General features: G+C 35.4%; 17 protein-coding genes. 6 read left to right on the forward strand and 11 right to left on the reverse strand.

Annotation, left to right across the window (positions count from 1 at the left end; translation table 11 throughout):
- The first annotated feature begins 421 nt into the window (after positions 1-421).
- From STRPS_RS08790 to xerS, 4 genes are all read left to right on the forward strand, one after another.
- Positions 422-844 carry a cupin domain-containing protein gene (locus STRPS_RS08790; RefSeq protein WP_007891427.1) on the forward strand — a complete coding sequence of 141 codons (423 nt, stop codon included), beginning with the start codon at positions 422-424 and terminating at the stop codon, positions 842-844.
- 266 nt (positions 845-1,110) lie between these two features.
- A complete protein-coding gene (locus STRPS_RS08795) occupies positions 1,111-1,896 on the forward strand; it encodes a threonine/serine exporter family protein (protein WP_007891359.1) in 786 nt (261 codons plus the stop codon).
- Positions 1,887-2,333: a threonine/serine exporter family protein gene (locus tag STRPS_RS08800; RefSeq protein ID WP_007891436.1), complete on the forward strand. Its 447-nt coding sequence runs from the start codon at positions 1,887-1,889 to the stop codon at positions 2,331-2,333. Before STRPS_RS08795 ends, STRPS_RS08800 begins: the two co-directional genes overlap by 10 nt.
- Before the next feature lie 235 nt (positions 2,334-2,568).
- Positions 2,569-3,639, forward strand: a complete 1,071-nt coding sequence (gene xerS / locus STRPS_RS08805) for a tyrosine recombinase XerS (RefSeq protein WP_007891247.1) — start codon at positions 2,569-2,571, stop codon at positions 3,637-3,639.
- Between the two features lie 248 nt (positions 3,640-3,887).
- On the opposite strand, the gene STRPS_RS08810 is transcribed toward xerS, so the two are convergent.
- The 4 genes from STRPS_RS08810 to STRPS_RS08825 are packed head-to-tail and all read right to left on the reverse strand — an operon-like array spanning position 3,888 to position 8,250.
- Positions 3,888-4,835, reverse strand: coding sequence for a sensor histidine kinase (locus STRPS_RS08810; protein ID WP_007891434.1), 948 nt, complete (start codon positions 4,833-4,835; stop codon positions 3,888-3,890).
- Positions 4,832-5,497 carry a response regulator transcription factor gene (locus STRPS_RS08815; RefSeq protein WP_007891183.1) on the reverse strand — a complete coding sequence of 222 codons (666 nt, stop codon included), beginning with the start codon at positions 5,495-5,497 and terminating at the stop codon, positions 4,832-4,834. Before STRPS_RS08815 ends, STRPS_RS08810 begins: the two co-directional genes overlap by 4 nt.
- A 43-nt stretch (positions 5,498-5,540) precedes the next feature.
- Complete coding sequence (locus STRPS_RS08820; RefSeq protein ID WP_007891347.1) at positions 5,541-7,496, reverse strand: FtsX-like permease family protein; 1,956 nt, start codon at positions 7,494-7,496, stop codon at positions 5,541-5,543.
- Position 7,497: 1 nt separating this feature from the next.
- Positions 7,498-8,250, reverse strand: a complete 753-nt coding sequence (locus STRPS_RS08825) for an ABC transporter ATP-binding protein (protein WP_007891133.1) — start codon at positions 8,248-8,250, stop codon at positions 7,498-7,500.
- A gap of 205 nt (positions 8,251-8,455) precedes the next feature.
- Here STRPS_RS08825 and STRPS_RS08830 point away from each other — a divergent pair, with 205 nt between their 5' ends.
- A complete protein-coding gene (locus STRPS_RS08830; protein WP_007891494.1) occupies positions 8,456-8,941 on the forward strand; it encodes a PASTA domain-containing protein in 486 nt (161 codons plus the stop codon).
- Between the two features lie 27 nt (positions 8,942-8,968).
- On the opposite strand, the gene trmFO is transcribed toward STRPS_RS08830, so the two are convergent.
- From trmFO to STRPS_RS08855, 5 genes are all read right to left on the reverse strand, one after another.
- Positions 8,969-10,303 carry a methylenetetrahydrofolate--tRNA-(uracil(54)-C(5))-methyltransferase (FADH(2)-oxidizing) TrmFO gene (gene trmFO, locus STRPS_RS08835; protein WP_007891259.1) on the reverse strand — a complete coding sequence of 445 codons (1,335 nt, stop codon included), beginning with the start codon at positions 10,301-10,303 and terminating at the stop codon, positions 8,969-8,971.
- 126 nt (positions 10,304-10,429) lie between these two features.
- Positions 10,430-11,146, reverse strand: coding sequence for a DUF3307 domain-containing protein (locus STRPS_RS08840; RefSeq protein ID WP_007891446.1), 717 nt, complete (start codon positions 11,144-11,146; stop codon positions 10,430-10,432).
- Positions 11,139-11,813, reverse strand: a complete 675-nt coding sequence (locus STRPS_RS08845) for a SatD family protein (protein WP_007891365.1) — start codon at positions 11,811-11,813, stop codon at positions 11,139-11,141. The genes STRPS_RS08840 and STRPS_RS08845 overlap by 8 nt, the downstream gene beginning before the upstream one ends.
- A 146-nt stretch (positions 11,814-11,959) precedes the next feature.
- The gene (locus STRPS_RS08850; RefSeq protein WP_007891314.1) at positions 11,960-12,952 is read right to left on the reverse strand and encodes a D-lactate dehydrogenase; all 993 of its coding nucleotides are present in this window, start codon (positions 12,950-12,952) and stop codon (positions 11,960-11,962) included.
- Between the two features lie 22 nt (positions 12,953-12,974).
- On the reverse strand, positions 12,975-14,033 hold the full coding sequence (locus tag STRPS_RS08855; RefSeq protein WP_007891351.1) for a PTS transporter subunit IIC: 1,059 nt from the start codon (positions 14,031-14,033) through the stop codon (positions 12,975-12,977).
- Between the two features lie 209 nt (positions 14,034-14,242).
- On the opposite strand from STRPS_RS08855, the gene STRPS_RS08860 reads away from it, so the two are divergent.
- A complete protein-coding gene (locus STRPS_RS08860) occupies positions 14,243-15,127 on the forward strand; it encodes a LysR family transcriptional regulator (protein WP_007891151.1) in 885 nt (294 codons plus the stop codon).
- A gap of 403 nt (positions 15,128-15,530) precedes the next feature.
- On the opposite strand, the gene topA is transcribed toward STRPS_RS08860, so the two are convergent.
- Positions 15,531-17,663 (reverse strand): type I DNA topoisomerase, encoded by a 2,133-nt coding sequence (topA, locus tag STRPS_RS08865; RefSeq protein ID WP_007891355.1) that lies wholly within the window; start codon positions 17,661-17,663, stop codon positions 15,531-15,533.
- A gap of 103 nt (positions 17,664-17,766) precedes the next feature.
- Entirely contained in the window at positions 17,767-18,606 is an 840-nt protein-coding gene (gene dprA / locus STRPS_RS08870) for a DNA-processing protein DprA (protein WP_007891462.1), read from the reverse strand.
- Positions 18,607-18,633: the final 27 nt, after the last annotated feature.

Raw genomic sequence — 18,633 nt, forward strand, 5'->3', positions numbered from 1 at the left:
AAAAAATGCCTCTCTCTAGTGATAAGGGAAGTTATTATCACACTAAACCCGCTACTATAAGTAATCTCAGCTATTTCTCTTAGCGCCAGCATATACGATGGAATGGGCAATGGAGTCCTCAGGACTTAAGTCAAAAATAATGATACGTTTGGCTGTTCCTGATGCTTGCTCTGCTTTTGCAAAAGCCTCACTAGATGTTTTATCGGCCCTAGCTTGGATACTTTTCTTGACAAAAGTGCCAGTTGTTTCAAGAGTTATTTCTTTATGGGCTAGCTCATTGCAGTTAAGAAAGCAGAAAAACCATTAGTAATCAAGAGTAATTGAGGTTTTTTCCTTGACTTGTAAGAGCTCTTATGGCATGATAGAGGTGTAAGTTAATTAGAATAAATCTAATTAAGAAAACTAAAAGGAGGCATTCACAATGACATTTGACTATAAGGATCACGGAAAAGAAAAGTATATCGTCAATATTGAAGATTATACCAAAGAAAATGAAAACTACCGGACAACTATTTGGACTGGCGAAAAACTTCAAGTTACCTTAATGGCTATCCAACCAGGTGATGATATTGGTCTTGAAGTTCACAAGGGCATTGATCAATTCTTACGCATTGAAGAAGGTAAGGGGCTTTGTCAAATGGGTGATGCCGAAGATAACTTAAGCTTTGAACAAGAAGTTTCAGATGATGATGTGATTTTGGTACCAGCTAATACTTGGCATAATGTCACTAATACAGGTGATAAACCTTTGAAAATCTATTCAATCTACGCTGGTCCTGATCACGTGCCTGGAACTATTCATCAAACACACGATGACGCTAAAAATGATCCAAACGAAGATTAACAACCAATTCATCTATAAATCCTAAATATTAAAAAACTGGGTTAGTTCTTGACTAATTCAGTTTTTTAATATTAACTTGGTAATTATTTTCGTGACTTTACATGAAAATTTAGCCTCAATAAGACAAAGTCATGATATACTAAAAACAAGGATATCACGAAAAAGGCAATCCTATACCTATAATACCTGTAAAGGCTAAAAAAGAGGTTTTTGCTAAATCCAAAATCTATCCTAATGACAATCTTATTTTAGGAAATTCAATATTAATGACGACAGATAAATACAACAAACATGTTTTAGAAGTTGCGACGCTAGCTGGAATTACAATGCTTGAAGCAAATGCTGAATGCTATCGTGTTGAGAATACTGTATCTCGCATTTTACAGGTTAGTCACCAACCGATAACAGAAGTTTTTGCTAATACAACTGGCCTTTTTATTACCCTAGATGGTCCAGACTTAGATGAGCCGATAACTTTTATTAAACGCATTACCCGAAGAGATACAAACCTCCGGAAAATTCACATTGTCAATCAAATTTCTAGAGATTTAACTAGTGGAAAAATAAGGATTGAAGATGCCTATAAACAACTCCAGCATATTGATGGAAAAAATTATTCTCCTAAGCTTATTTCTTATTCAACCTTGTTATTAGTATTAGCTTTTGCTATTTTACTTGGGGGACAAACAACCGAAATTTTACTTTCATTGGTTGCGGCCGTTTTACTCTTATTTTCTTACCGTTTAAAAGATTTTTTCCAACTTAACGACTTTATTTTCGGGACAGTAGCAACCTTAATTGTAGCAACGCTCATTCCGCTTATTATTCATTTGTTAGGAAAAAATAATAGCTCCTTTGATATTGTTGTTATCTCAGTACTAATGCCTCTATTCCCAGGGACAGCATTTACAAATGGTTTCAGAGATTCCTTTAAGGGGGATTATGGTGCAGGTGTTTCAAAAATTGTGGAAGCCTTAATCATTGCTATTAGTCTGGGAGTGGGAGTAGCATTGGGACTCTTTATTGCGAAAGGAATTTTGTCATGGCTATGATTTTACAAATTATAGGGGCTTATGTGGCAACGATAACATCCGGTATTATTTTGGAAATCCCACGTCACCTTGTTTTTCAAACAGGATTCATTGGCGCTTTGGGCTACACTATTTATTTAGTGGTTTTACCCTATTCTGATAATGCTTTAGCGACTTTATGTGGTGGCATAGTCATCGCCTTTTTATCACAACTGGCAGCAAGGATCTTAAAGTCTCCAGTGACAGTTTTTTATATTCCAAGTTACTTTCCCTTAGTGCCAGGAGCTGGAGTCTATAAAATTGCTTATTTTTATATCCAAGGAAATAGTCATCTAGCCGGAAAAAACTTTATCGAATCCATGCTGGTCTCGGGAGCAATTGCCTTATCAGTTTTCTTAGTTGATTCATTCCTAGAAATCTACAATACTTTAAAAACTAAAGGTTTTAAAAGTGATTAATCAAGACACGGCTATTGATGCCAAGTGTCTTGATATTTTAGTTTAAAGGTGTGCATCTTATCATAGAGCAAACAGTTAGTTGAGTTAGTCGAGATCAATTTAAGTAATTAGATTCTTATAACTTCTTTCCGAAAAACTATAATTTTCTTGAAAAACATATAAACCTATGCTATACTCCTATTATAGGAAATTCTTACTAAGACTAAGAACAAATGCCAAAAGAGGTTAGCAAGCAATGAGACGTGAACTGCTTTTAGAAAAAATTGAAGAATATAAAACCATGATGCCCTGGTTTGTTTTAGAGTATTATCAATCAAAACTATCTGTACCATACAGTTTTACAACCTTATATGAATACCTTAAGGAATACAAACGCTTTTTTGATTGGTTAATGGACTCTGGCATCTCAGATGTACCTAGAATTGCTGATATTGAACTTCATACTCTGGAACAACTAAGCAAAAAAGATATGGAATCATTCGTCCTCTACTTACGAGAGAGACCTTCTCTCAATACCTACTCAACTAAGGAAGGGGTCTCACAGACAACTATTAATCGTACTTTATCAGCCCTCTCATCTCTCTTTAAATATTTAACAGAGGAAGTTGAAAATGATCAAGGTGAACCCTATTTTTACCGTAACGTGATGAAAAAAGTTGCTACTAAAAAGAAAAAGGAAACCTTAGCATCTAGAGCAGAAAATATCAAGCAAAAGCTCTTTTTAGGTGATGAAACCATGGAGTTCCTCGACTATATCGATTGCGACTATGAAAATAAACTATCAAATCGAGCCAAATCGTCTTTCCGAAAAAATAAAGAACGGGATTTAGCTCTTATTGCCCTACTACTTGCTTCAGGAGTCCGCCTTTCAGAAGCTGTAAACTTGGATTTAAAGGATGTTAACCTTAATATGATGGTTATTGAAGTGATCAGAAAAGGTGGAAAAAGAGATTCTGTAAACGTTGCCACTTTTGCCAAATCTTATTTGGAAAGCTATCTCGCTATACGACAAAAGCGTTACAAAGCAGAAAAGCAAGACACAGCCTTCTTTTTAACCGAATATGGCGGAGTTCCCAACCGCATCGATGCATCAAGTGTCGAAAAAATGGTAGCCAAATATTCACAAGATTTCAAAATTCGTGTGACTCCCCATAAATTAAGACACACCTTAGCAACTCGTTTATACGATGCAACCAAGTCTCAAGTGCTTGTCAGCCATCAACTGGGCCACGCCTCTACACAGGTTACTGACCTCTATACCCATATTGTCAATGACGAACAAAAAGATGCCCTAGACAAGCTGTAATTATTTACATATCTATAGTTATGCAATCAAAAATAAATAATGACCACCAAATATACTTGGGGGTCATTATTTATTAAAAATGATTAAAGTCTACCACTAAAAATCAATTTGGTGTCAACGTCTTTTTCCCCTGCACTTTCACCCATATGAGTTTAATCAGTTACATTTAGATTACGGACGGAGACTAAACAGGAAAAGCCACTTGAGAAATCCCTCTTTTAAATAGTTGAGTTATAACCATAAGCTCTCTAAAACCTTTCCGCAGGAGAAATCACAACATCGGTCCCCTTGTCAATTCTGCTATCAATCTTAATATCGAGATTTAATTGGTTGAGAATATTTTTAGTCATAAAGAGGCCTAAACCAGTAGCTTTTTGATGTTCGTGGCCATTATAGCCAGTAAAACCTTCTTCGAATAAACGAGGTAAATCTTCTTCTAGTATTCCAATACCATTATCTGATATGGTAACACTATATTTTAATTCGATTCGAATCTGGCCACCCCGATAGGAATATTTAATGGCATTGTCAATTACCTGCAGTAATGCAAAACGTAACCACTTTTTATCCGATACAACTTGCCAATTGCCGGTTAATTTAATGCTTATATCTTTACTGAAACAAATGGGGCTCATCTCTTTTAGAATACTTTTGATGATGCTACTGACCTCAATCAGTTCAAACCGAAAATCATCTTTATTTTGGGTAAATTTAAAATAGCTTAATAGTTGATTCAAATAATTTTCAAGATAGAGGAGCTGATTCTGTAGGTCGTGTGAGCTTACTTGATTTGTTTGAACCATTAAAGAAAGTGCGGATAGAGGTATTTTCATTTGGTGGGACCAAATTTTAATGATTGCATCTAGTTCTTCATACTTTCTTTTTTCTTGATGGAGACTCTCATGGTGATTTAACATGAGAGTCTTAATTAATTTACGGTAAGCTTTTTCGCTAGGTTTCTCTAATCCTTCAAGTTCTGTTACATAAATAAATTCTTGTAATATTTCTATTTTCTTTCGAAATTTAAGATAAGTGAGAATAGTTACCACCGCTATCACACTTAGAGAAATGAGGCTGGCAGTAAGAAAATAGATAAGTGGTAGATGATAAAGGTAAAAAACCAGCAAATATAGTCCTATCAATAGCAAAAATTGCAGGTACCAAATTCTGTATTCTTTAAAAAATGATCTAATCATTGCAATAGATAGCCTACTCCCCTCACTGTATGGATATAATTAAAATTAATATCTGATAATTTTTTTCGTAGTCGGGTCATATTAACGTTTAAAGTATTTTGGTCAATAAATTGGTCACTTTCCCACAAAGTCCTTAACAGCTTTTCTTTGCTAACAACCGATTCTTGATTAGTCAATAACAAGGAAAGAATCTTGTGTTCAGTTGGTGACAGAAAAATTTTCTGATCCTCCTTAGTTAATGAACCATCAAAATGTAAATGGTAACCTTTATAAGAAAGACTATCATTCGCAAATTGATTTGCTCTTCGTAAAAAGGCAGTGATTTTAGCATCCAATATGGTTAAGGAAAATGGCTTAGTAATATAGTCATCTCCCCCCATATTTAAGGCCATAACAGCGTCCATCTCATCATTAGAACTAGAAATAAAGATAATAGGAGTCGTTACATGTTTACGAATCTCTGTCGTCCAATAAAAACCGTTAAAAAAAGGTAAGGTAATATCCATTAGGATAAGATCTGGTTTATAACTTAAAATTTCCTCTTTGATATCTCGAAAATTGCTGACACCCAATACTTGGTAATCTTTTTGCAGATGTGATGTTAGAAGAGAGATGATAGTAGCATCATCTTCCACGATATAAATTTTTGCAAGGTCTTTCATAATTTTATTTTACCAAAAAAGTAGCGAAATTTCGCTACTTCTCCTATCTTTCAACGATATTATAATAAGTCCGACTCGTTAAACGATAGATTATAAAATAAAGACAGATAATAACAGTAATCGTTATGGTACTAACCATATAAATCATTGGATTATTTGTCACACCAAAGAGAAGCAACATCTGTTTTAACATAACAAGAGCCACAATAAAATGAAGGACAGCAAAGGCGAGCGGTGTAAAAAAGACTAAAAATAGTTGAGAATTGATCGTATGCTTTACCTGCTTGGCACTCATTCCCACCTCTTGAAGAATCTTATAAGCTTTTTGATCAAGATGACCCTCAGTAAATTGTTTATAATAGATAATCAAAGTTGCTCCAAGTATAAAGCTTAAACCTAAAATAAAACCGGTAAATAGGAAGCTACCAAACATAGCATAAAAATCTTTTTTAAATTGCGCTCTTTCTTCCAAATGTCCCACATAATGGCCTTTAAGGCTTAATACACCTTGCTTATCCAAAATGCTCGATATTTCCTTTTTTGACAAGTCTCCCATCACAATATAATTAGGTTCAACGGGATACTTGGTTATTTGACCATAACGCTTAAGAATTTTATCAAATACTAGTTGATTCTTTACCACAACAACAGAAGGGTTATAGGTATTCACGGTTTCCGGGTGAGAAACTGATTTGAGATTTTCTTTAACATCAAAAGTTTGTCCAAGTAACGTAATTTTCTTAAATTGACTATCGCCTTTTTGCTTATAAAAGAGAATCTGGTCTTGCTTAAGGGCAGGCGCTTGATTGCCAAGTGCTTTAAAATCATCAGCCGTAATAAGGTAAGAATAAGATAAGTTACCATAATTAGGATTTTTCAGGTCAGTCTCTGTAACTGTCATCTCTTTACCCTTGCCTAGTGGGAAATTAATCATAGCACTAGTATAACGAGTAAAGTCCTTAGCTTGACGATTTAAGGGTTTTATAAATGCTTGATCAAAGTTCTTTTGTAATTCTTTTTCATTTTTACCTATAAGGGTTACTTTAGTATTTTTAGGAAAAATCATTTTTGTTTGATAGTCGATATTACTGTATAAAGCCGTTGTCGTAGCTATTGCAATAAAAGTCATTACTGCTAGTAGGGTAATATTGGCCAGACCAACAGCGTTTTGCTTCATTCGGAAAATCATTTGTGATGTTGAAACAAAGTGTTCTGGTTTATAAAAATAAGCCTTCTGCTTTTTCTTATATTTTAAGTACCATGTCAGAAAAGAAATATAAAACAAATAGGTTCCGATAATAACAAAGACGACAGCAATAAAAAAACGGTAAATGACAGCTAAAGCCGCTAGTTTGGTTGATGTTATTGATAGATAATAACCAATACTAAGAGAAATAATAGCTAAACTTGCTAAAATGACATTCCCTTTTGGTTCCATTTCACCTTGCTCTTGATCTCTAAATAGCATTAATGGGGAGGTTTTTCTAATTTTTACCAGACCAATTAGCGTAAGTAGCATAAAAATGGCAGCAAAGGCCATACTTGTCATGGCAAAAGCACTACTGTTAACTTGCAATTGTAGCTGATTATAGTGAATTAAATTAGCAAAGATGAGATAAAAAAGATGTGAAAAGACAAAGGAACTAAGACAGCCAATCACTACGATGGCTAGATACATCATCCATAATTCAAAGCTTAACACCAATCCTATTTGTTTCTTATTCATACCTAGAATATTATAAAGTCCGAATTCACGACTACGCTGTTTTAAAAGAAACTGATAACTATATATTTCCATAATAATAGCAAAAAGCGTCAATACTACTGCTGCTAGACCTAATAGAATCTTTCCATTTTGCATATCTATAGAAAGAGGACTTGTCATTATAATAGTCACAATATTATTCAGCATAAAAAGGACTGTACTGGCTAGTAAAAAAGGAGCCACTACCACTTTTGATTTTTTGAGATTATTCCAAGCTAATTTGAGATAGAACATGTTATTCACCCCCTAATAGACCAGTCATGGTAAGGGAGATATCTTTACTGAATTGAACCTTATCTTTAGTTCCACGATATATTTGATGGAAAATACGGCCATCCTTAATAAAGAGCACCCGTTTAGCATGACTAGCTGCATTTGCTGAATGAGTTACCATTAAGATTGTCTGTCCATCCCTATTAATATCTTCAAAAAGATTCAATAAATCCTCTGAATTACGATAGTCTAAAGCTGCCGTCGGTTCATCAGCTAAAAGTAATTTAGGGTTGGTAATTAAGCTTCTTGCAATAGCTACCCTTTGCTTTTGCCCACCCGAAATTTCAAAAGGACGTTTCTCCAAAAGCGACTCTATACGTAATTTAGGGGCAATATAATCAAGTCTCTTATTCATCTCTTTGTAAGATTGGCGATCAAGAACTAAAGGTAAAAAAATATTATCCTTAATAGATAAAGTATCTAATAAATTAAATTCTTGGAAAACAAAGCCTAGGTTATGTAAACGAAAACGAGCTAAATGGTTTTCCTTTATTTTGGTAATATCTTCTCCATTTAGAAAAACTGCTCCACGAGTTGGTTTCTCTAAAGTAGCTAAAATATTTAAAAGCGTTGTTTTTCCTGAACCAGACTCACCCATAATTGCAATAAACTCACCATTATCAATTTTAAAATCAATATCTTGTAAGGCTTTAGTCTCTTCCTTTGAAAATCGCGTCCGATAAACTTTTTCCAAATGTTGTATATCTAATAGCATAACTTTTACTCCTTGTCTCATTATACCTTTTTCAAGGGGAATGTGCCTTATGTATTCCCTTATTTCTCTTTTATTATAACCTTTGTAAAATGCGGTATACTTACAAGCTATGCCTGAAAACTTACAGTTTTGTAAGTTTCTCTAACTGAAAAAAGGCCTCCGTCTGCTATAATAGACTTAAGAAAAATTCAAGGAGAAGAGAGTTATGGCTAGAAAAGTTAAACTATCAAAATCATTGGGAAGGTTGGCCAAGGTGATATCTATTATTCCAGACACAACTGAATTAATTGGTAAAGGGATAGATAATGGTCGACCAATTGTAGAAAAATATATGGACCAGAAACAACAACGCGAAGAAAGTTTAAAAAGTCTAGACAATGTTATCAGTCTACCTCTTGCCCAAGCTCGTTCACATCTGGAAAAACAAGGTTTTGTTGTTGCTACTATTCCCGCACGTCCTAATAAAAAATGGTTAAAAGCCTCTCTTGATGAAGTTGTTATCATGTCACCAAAATCAGGTAAATTACCTCTCGGAAGTTTGGTTAAGCTTTACTATATCACCTATGATGTTTTAGAAAAAAGTCAAGAAATCCTTGATCAAGAGAATCTCCGTATTGTAGAAAGAAACCAAAAAATAGCTAGTATCTTTGAAAGTCTTAAGCATGCCAAGTTTCCTCTTCATAAAAAATAGGTTTTGGAAAAATTCCAAAACCTATTTTTAGTATGCTAGGAAAGTTTCTAACTCTCTAAGCGATCTTGCAGCAATAGCTTCATAACGTTCCTTTTTATCACGAATACGAGGACCTTCTAATTCTTTAATAATCCCAAAGTTAATATTCATTGGTTGAAAATGTTTGCTATCAGCATGCGTTACATAATGTGGTAAAGAACCAATAGCTGTTGTTTCTGGGAAGATAACTTCTGCTTGTCCCTTAAATTTCTTAACTGCATTGATACCAGCTACTAAGCCTGATGCGGCGGATTCAACATACCCTTCAACCCCCGTCATTTGACCTGCAAAGAATAAATTCTCATTGGCGCGTGATTGGAAAGTTTGTTTGAGTAGATTTGGAGAGTCCATATAAGAATTACGATGCATCACCCCGTAACGGACAAACTCAGCATTTTCAAGCCCAGGAATCATCTGGAAAACTCGTTTCTGCTCACCCCACTTCAAATGTGTTTGGAAACCAACCATATTGTAGAGACTTCCGGCAGCATTATCCTGTCGCAATTGGACCACTGCATAAGGTGTTTTGAAATGACCATCGCGTGGTCCGGTATAGTCTTCAGGATACTCTAAACCAACAGGCTTCATTGGTCCATATAACATTGTTTTGATCCCACGTTTAGCCATAACCTCGATTGGCATACAGCCTTCAAAGTATTTTTCTTTTTCAAAGGAATTGAGCGGTGCTTCTTCTGCTGTTGTTAAAGCTTCATGGAAGGCCATGAATTCTTCCTTGGTCATCGGGCAGTTAAGGTAGGCAGCCTCTCCCTTATCATAGCGAGACTTGAGGTAGACTTTGTCCATATTAATAGTTGATTTATCAATGATAGGTGCCGCGGCATCGTAAAAATAAAAACCATCACCGCCGTTTAGAGCATGAATTTTTTCAGCCAAAGCATCTGATGTTAACGGACCTGTTGCAATGACTGTAACAGCATCTTTAGGTATGTCTGTGATTTCACCACGGATAACCTCAATGAGGGGATGATTCTCCAGCTCAGCAGTGACAGCTTCTGCATAAGCAAGGCGGTCAACTGCCATAGCGCCACCTGCTGGAACGCGATGAGCCTCTCCAGCGCGCATAATAATGGAATCTAGACGACGCATCTCTTCCTTCAATAGCCCCACTGCATTAGTAAGACTATCGCCACGGAAAGAATTTGAACAAACCAGTTCGGCAAAGTTTTCTGTTTTATGTTGAGGAGTTGGTTTGACTCCTCGCATTTCGTAGAGCTTTACAGGAATACCACGTTTCGCAATTTGGTAGGCAGCTTCTGAGCCGGCTAAGCCCGCTCCAATAACGTTAATATAAGATTGAGACAATAGACTAATACCTCTTTGGAAAGTTTTCTTTCCACAAATCTTTCTTTAATTTTACTTGCTATATTATAGCAGAATTTTCAGCAAAAGCAAAAACCGAGAGTTTCTTTTAACATAACTATAGTTACGTTAAAAGAAACAGATCCAAGCTGCCAAGAAAACACTTAATATACTAAAAAGTGAACCGATTAAATAATACTCTGCGAAAGCTGGACTTTCTGAAATTTTATTATACCGAGCAATTGATTTAGCAGTAAAAACAAGTCCTATAGAAGCAAATTGTCCCATTATCATACAAATACCAATCACTATTCTTTCTAAAATACCAATTGTTGCTCCAGCTCCACGAATCGTATCCATCTTTTGTCCCTGTTCAGGTTGATATTTACTAAAAAAGATTTTAAAGAAAATATTAGTCGGTTTTGTTATGAGAATAAGGAAGAGAATTGTTAATAGTGACTTAGGACTTACCCATTGAGGTAAGGGAGCAGGTGCCAAAACGATACTTGTATAAACAATAATCATGATATGGAAAAACTGGTCCAACAAAAAAATCCACTCTTGCTTCCATTGTAATAATGTAATCACTTTAGGTTTGCAGAAATCAATGAGACCATGACTAGTCACTATAAGAAAAGTAATTAACCATATCTTAGGAATCAAGCAAGTCAGAATAACTAAGGGAACTGTGACACCAAGGATGTGATAAGCAAGATAAAGACTATTAGTGTCTTTCTTATCAGCTATTTTAGGAGTTTGAAAATGAAAGTCAGATAAAAAATGACAAATCAACAATAGAGTAAGTAGTGGATGAGATTGTAAAAACGGGGCTAGACCTTCAATCATTGTCTGTTTCCTTTCCAAATCTTTGCTTGATATATTGCTGGGTAGTGTGACGACTCCTTAAATATATTTTGAGGTTACTGCTTTTCAGACGTTTCGATAAGGCGCTTGAAGACAAACCTAGAAGATTACCTAATTGCTGTTGATTAAAATGTTCTTGGTAAATATCAGATATTAATAGCGCATGAAAAACCTCAAGCTGACTAGTTCGCCAATTATATTTGATGGCCTCGCCAGCTGATAACAAGCTATTCAGGAGAATATCATCTTCTATTTCTCCTGTTCGTATAGCAATTTGGGTAGTGCCATAGTCATTTTTTTGATGAACGAACTTAATAGCCTCGCGAGCGTGCCAATAAGCTGGGCCATCTGCTCCCATACTAACTTCTGGATTAATATGAGTCAGAATTTCGCCAACTCCGATTCCGTATCTCATTGGAATATCCCGCATCTGATCATTAATTAAATCAATTAGATAAAAGATAGGGGCATCAATTTTCATTAGTCCTTGAAATTCATCTCCAAGTGTAAGTGAAAAATTAGAAATAATATAAGGTTCAAAGAACTCATTTAAGCGATTTAAACAAATCTTCAATTGTTCTTGTACTTCTGAACGTTGAGAAAGTTGCTTGGATTGGATAATATCTCCAATAAGTGCTAAATAGGCCATTAGTTTTTCCTTTCTTAAGTTCCATTATAACAGAAAAAAGAGGTAAGTCCATTATAAAGGAAATTACTAAAAAAGTCCATTTTAATGGAAACAACTAAAAATATCCGTTAAACTGGACAATATTAGTCTATTTAACGGATATAGTATTAATTAACGCGCATTGCTGTAGTGCCAGTCTTAATGACATCAACAGTTGCGTTTAAGGCTCCTTCAACTAAGTTTTTAACAGCCTCGTCTGTATAATAGGCAGCATGAGGAGTATAGATGACCTTTGGATGGTGAATTAAATCAAGAAAGAGCTCATCAGTAATGTCTTTTCCTTGGAAGTTTTTAGGAACATAAGGACCCTCAAACTCATAAGTATCAATTCCAGCACCATCAAGAAGCCCTTGATCTAAGGCAGCGAGCAAATCAGCCGTATCAACCAAGGCACCTCGAGCCATATTTAAAAGAATAGCTCCTTTTTTAAATTGTTTAAATAATTCAGCATTGAAATAGTGACTATTATCAGATGTAGGTGGCATATGCAGCGAAACCACATCGGCGACTTGGATAGCTTCTAAAACCGAGTCTTTATACTCTAATACCTCTTTAGCAGCTGGGCTTTGATAAATATCATATCCTACTACTTTACAACCGAATCCTTTAAAGATTTTTGCAGTTGCAAGTCCGATACGACCCGTACCAATTATGGCAACAGTCATATCGCCAAGCACACGTCCTCTAATTGGAAGATCCCAAGTAAAGTTATGTTCTTTAACATTTGACCGGATGAGTTCTACTTTACGAATCAAGTTTAAAGCAATCGTTACGGTAAATTCAGCTATCGATTCTGGTGAATAGCTTGGGACGTTACTAATAATAATCCCATTTTCTTTAGCTAATTCGAGATTATACATATCAACTCCCGCACTACGTTGGGCAATTTGCTTAATTCCCATTTCTTTTAAAATAGGATAAATAGAATCATCAAGGGGTTCAATTTGAGCATTAGCAATCCCATCGAAACCTTGCACTTCTTTGACTGTATCCGGAGTTAGAGGGCCTTGATCAAGTGACAGTTCAACCTGATTAACTTTAGCCCACTGTTCTGCTAAAACAGCTTCTTCACCACGAACATTGAATAATTTTATTTTCATTTTTCTTCTCCTTAATCCTTAATTAGATGTCTAGTTTATAATCCTCTGGCTTAATGATTTTAAGTACTTTAATAAAGACATAGTTGAAGACGAAGCTTAAAACAATTGGAGCTATAACAAAGATAAGCATCACAATCACAATATTTACGAATGACCATCCACCTTTTGCTAGATTTAATGCATTGATAGGCCCAATCAAACCACTAATACCAAATCCTGCACTGGCAGGAGTCCCCTGGATATTAAAGATAGCTGTAAGAAGCCCAAGAACAGCAGCTGTAGAAAGCATTGGCAACATAATAATTGGTTTAGAAAGGACGTTTGCCATGGAAATTTTTGGTGAACCAAGCACATGAGCTAGGGAAGTTCCTTTAGAATTAACTGTCCAACCAGCTATACATAAGCCAAAACTTGCCGCACAAATTCCTAAATTAGCTGCCCCAGAACCAATACCTGACAGACTAATAGCCAAGGCAATACCAACAGTTGTAATTGGTGAAACAATTAAGAAACAGAAAATCATAGCAATTAAAATTGACATAAAAATTGGTTGTAAACCTAGTAAGCCGGCAATTCCCTGCCCAATCATGGCCGTAATCAACTTCACATATGGTAATAGGAAACGACCGACACCCCCAATTAATAATAAGGTCACGGTTGGAACGACAATCAAAGTAAAGGATTTGGTTTTATCAGATAAAAATTGGATTAAAAGCACACCAAGTGCAGCTGTAATCCCCATATTGATAATATCACCAGTTCCTTTGAGTACCATTATACCATTATTAAAGTTAGCAGCACCACCTGCGAACATCACAGCTAATCCTAAAGATGCTGATTGAATGGGAGCAAATTTAAAATTAATCCCAACAAGCATACCTATAACTAGCCCCATCATACTTGTCGCAAGCCCTGTTGCTGCAATAAGCGTAGCAAATCCGGACCACATTGGTAGCAAAGCTTTCATCAATTCCCCCAAAATTGCTCCGGGAATAAGAACGATAACAGTTCCTAAGGCTATACCATTTAATACATTCATTGTAAAAAGTTTAGCAGACTGTTTTTGAATTGTTTCTGACATTAAAATGCCTCCTCAAAATATTGTTTGTGATTTCACTAACTATATAAACTATAACATAGACAAAGTAAAAATAAAAATTAGTAAAAATTATAATACTATAACTTTTTGTAATAGATTTCACAAATTTATCTTGTCAGCCTAGAAAGATAGAGACAGCCCTAAAAAAAGATAGTGTTTTATGGTATACTAACTTTAGAAAAGGATTCATTATGGATATCAGACAACTAACTTATTTTATTGCTGTTGCCGAGACAAAAAATTACTCTCATGCTGCTAAAAGTCTTTTTGTCACACAGCCGACACTATCACAATCAATCAAAAAACTAGAATTAGAATTGAATACAACCCTGTTTTCACAGAATGGTCGTCAACTTCTTCTAACAGAAGCTGGTGATATTTTGTATGAACGAGGCAAAATTTTAATGGCTGACTTCAATCAGATTGTCGCGGAAATTCAACAACTTAATCAGGAAAAGAAAGAAGTTATCCGAGTGGGTTTGACAGCGCTTTTTGCTATTCAATTTATGAAACAAATTTCTACTTTCATGGCCACACATTCGAATGTTGAAGTGTCTTTAATCCAAGACGGATCTCGAAAATTACAAGATTTACTGGCAAAAGGTGAAATTGATATCGGGTTACTCTCCTTTCCAAGCCTTCGTAAAGATATCGTGATTGAACCACTACAAACATCCACAAAAGGCTATAAAGTAAGCATTGTCCTGCCTAAAGATCACCAATTGGCTCATCATAGCCACTTAAGATTAGCAGATTTAAAAGATTGTAAATTTGCGTCTTTAAATGAACACTTTATGCTAGGTGAAATGCTTCCTAGACGAAGTCGAGCACTAGGTTTTGAACCTAATATTGTTTTTAAACACAATGACTGGGAAGTTATTATTCATAGTCTAAAAAGTCTTAATGCGGTTGCCATACTCCCTAGTGAATTTGAAAGTCTAAGTAAAGTAGATGACTTAGTTTGGATTCCTTTCCAAGACAAAAATGATTTTTACCCGATTGGAATTGCCTATCGTCACGACTACTCCTTTAGTCCAATGATTGAGGAACTCTTATCGACCTTAAAAACTAATTAAAGGCATACTTAAAATGAACAAGACCTCCCTATAGGGAGGTTCTTTTATTAGGAGTGCGAAAAAAGAAAGTCAATTCAATAACTATACTTATGTTGCGAGTCCAAATGCCAAGTAATTGAGGCATTTTTTAAGTGGGACATATGATAGTCTAGATTCTGTTAAAAAATATTTTAGATTAAAATCTAACAGTAATATTCAAAAAGAAAGGGTACAGACTTGTAACCAGCACAAACTAAGCAAAAAAAAAGCAAGCGCGTTCACTACAACGTGCTTGCCCGTAAATTTAAAGTATTCCGTCCTAACCAAAAACTTGTGACAGATGTCAGTTATATCTGTACTAACTAAAAAATAAAAGTTAGCTCATTAGCTTTTTCTTCAATTCAAAATCAGTAAAGCTTAGTCTCTATTTGACTTTATCTTCTTTATAATCACAAGCTTCGTTGCTACATACTACTTGTTTACCGCCACCCCGAATTTTCTTCTCAACTAAGTAATCACCAGATTTAGGACAATCTCTTCCGATAGGAATATCCCAAGAAGTAAATTCACATTCTGGGTAACGATCACATCCGTAGAAAATACGGTTGCGTTTTGTTTTTCTTTCAATGACTTGACCCTTACCACATATTGGACACGTCACGCCAATTTCTTTAGTGATTGCTTTGGTATTGCGACAATCTGGAAAATTACTACAGGCATAAAATTTTCCAAAACGACCGAGTTTAATCACCATAGGATGACCACAAAGGTCACAATCAAAACCTGCAGGTTCATCTTTAATCTGGATTTTTTCAATTTCATCTTCAGCTTTTTCCAAATCTTTAACAAAAGGTTGGTAAAAGCTATCAATGACCGTTTGCCATTGACGATCTCCTGTTTCTACCTGGTCTAGTTTTGATTCCATATCCGCAGTAAAGGTAACATCAACAATATCAGGGAAAAATTCAACAATTAAGGTATTAACAATTTCACCAAGCTCAGTTGGTTCAAAACGTTTGGCCGCTAACTTAACATAATAGCGTCTTTGAATGACTTCTAGAGTAGGCGCATAAGTAGACGGGCGTCCCACTCCATTTTCTTCCAAGGTTTTGATTAATGTTGCTTCAGAATAACGAGCTGGTGGTTGGGTGAAGTGTTGTTCGGGACTTGTTTTCTCCTTTTTAACCACTTCTCCTTCTGACATCTCAGGTAGCATTTTATTCTTATCAGAATCATTATAGACCGCCATATAACCGTCAAATTTGATTTGACTACCATGAGAAGTAAAGACAACCTTATTTTGTTCCAGGGTTACTTTGACAGTGTCAAAGACAGCAGCAGTCATCTGGCTAGCAACAAAGCGATTCCAAATTAAAGTATAAAGTTTTAACTGATCTTTATTAAGGTATTTAGCAATTGATTCGGGCGTATGAAAAACACTTGAGGGTCTGATTGCCTCATGGGCATCTTGTGAACTACTTGCATTCTTAATGCGATTTCCGTGTTTTGAATAATGACTACCAAATTTTTGACTAATAAAAGTGGCGGCATCATTTTGAGCAACGGGGCTAATACGCGTCGAATCTGTACGCATATAGGTGATCAATCCTTGAGTTCCCTTGCTCCCTAAATTAATACCCTCATAGAGTTGTTGAGCAACCATCATGGTTTTTCGTGTTCTGAAATTTATTTTGTTAGCTGCATCCTGTTGTAGGGAGGACGTCGTGTAAGGTAATGGTGCATTACGACGTCTTTCTTTCTTTTCAACATTAGTGACTTCAAAATCATCACTGGTAATCCTTGACAATACTAATTGAACATCCTCATTAGTATGTAACTTCATCTTTTTGCCATCTAGGCTATAAAAGTTAGCTTGAAATTTATGTTTGCCTTTTTTAAAAAGACCATCAATTGTCCAGTACTCTTCAGGGATAAAAGATTTAATTTCATTTTCACGATCAATAATCAATTTCAAGGCTACTGATTGCACACGTCCAGCTGATAGCCCTTTCTTAACCTTTTTCCAAAGGATTGGTGATATTGAATACCCAACGATTCGATCTAGAACACGCCTTGCTTGTTGAGAATCAACTAGGTCCATATCAATTTCCCTTGGTTCAATAAAAGCATTTTTTACAGCATCTTTTGTGATCTCGTTAAAAACCACACGGTTCTTATCAGTAATATCAAGACCTAGAATATGAGAAAGATGCCATGAGATAGCTTCCCCTTCTCGGTCAGGGTCACTTGCCAGGAAAACTTTTTTAGCATTTTTAGCTTCCTTTTTTAAGGAATTAATAAGTGGCCCCTTGCCTCTAATATTGATATACTCAGGCTGATAATTATTATCAAAATCAATTGACATAGATGATTTTTTTAAATCACGAATATGACCAACTGATGCAACAACTTTGTAGTTGCGACCTAAGTATTTTTCAATTGTTTTGGCCTTTGCAGGGGATTCTACAATGACCAAATTCTTCTTTGTTGTCGCTTTTTTCTTGTGAGTGTTTTTTTTTGAATTTGTTTTAGTCTTAGATGCGGTTTTTGTTACCAATGTGTCACACTTCCTATAACTTAATGGTTAAAGCTTATAGAATAATATCCCATTTTTAGATAACTGTCAATAAAAAAATTCCATATAGGAAGAAAGTTATTAGTTAAAAAAGTTCTGTAAGCACATCCAAACCACTCATGATGCACTTTGCACCTTCTTGGATAAGTTGATTACAACCATCGGAAAAACTATCGCTAATATTTCCAGGAACAGCAAAAACTTCGCGACCATTTTCAAGGGCGTACCGGCATGTTATTAAACTTCCAGACCGGCTTTTAGCTTCAATAACTAGCACTGCTTTAACTAGGCCAGCAATAATCCGATTCCTCTCTGGAAAATGAATAGATAAAGGAGGATCATTTGGGCCATATTCTGTTAATAAAAGGTGATTAGACGCAATAAATTTTTGCAACCTCTGGTTTTCTTTAGGGTAATAATGATTGAAACCCGAGCCAATGACAGCAATTGTACGACCACCCGTTTTAAGCGCACAACAGTGTGCCGCAGTATCGACACCTCTAGCAAGTCCACTGACAATAATAAGTTTATTATTTAATTCTTCTATTATTTTTTGAGTTACTTTTAAACCTAATGGACTAGATTTGCGGGAGCCTACCACCGCTAGTTTTGGATAATTTAAAAGTTCTAAATCTCCTTGATAAAAAAGCAAAACCGGTGGATTATAGATTTCTTTTAAAAGCGAGGGATAATTTTTATCAAGGAGGGAAATACTAGGATACTGATTAAATTCTTTCCGCAGAGCTTTACTATCAATTGTTTTATAAGTTTCAATAAATTGTATAGGATCTGATGTCTCAGAAGCGACCGCCATATTCCGTAAAGATAGGGATTTACCATAAGTTTGGTAATAATTAATGACATTTAAAATGTGATGGTTTTTCAAACCTGCTTTTCGAAGTTTGTAAAGTTCAAAATTATTCATAGCTATACCTCTCTACTTCTACTATTC

It is taken from the genome of Streptococcus pseudoporcinus LQ 940-04 (assembly GCF_000188035.1).
Lineage (GTDB): Bacteria > Bacillota > Bacilli > Lactobacillales > Streptococcaceae > Streptococcus > Streptococcus pseudoporcinus.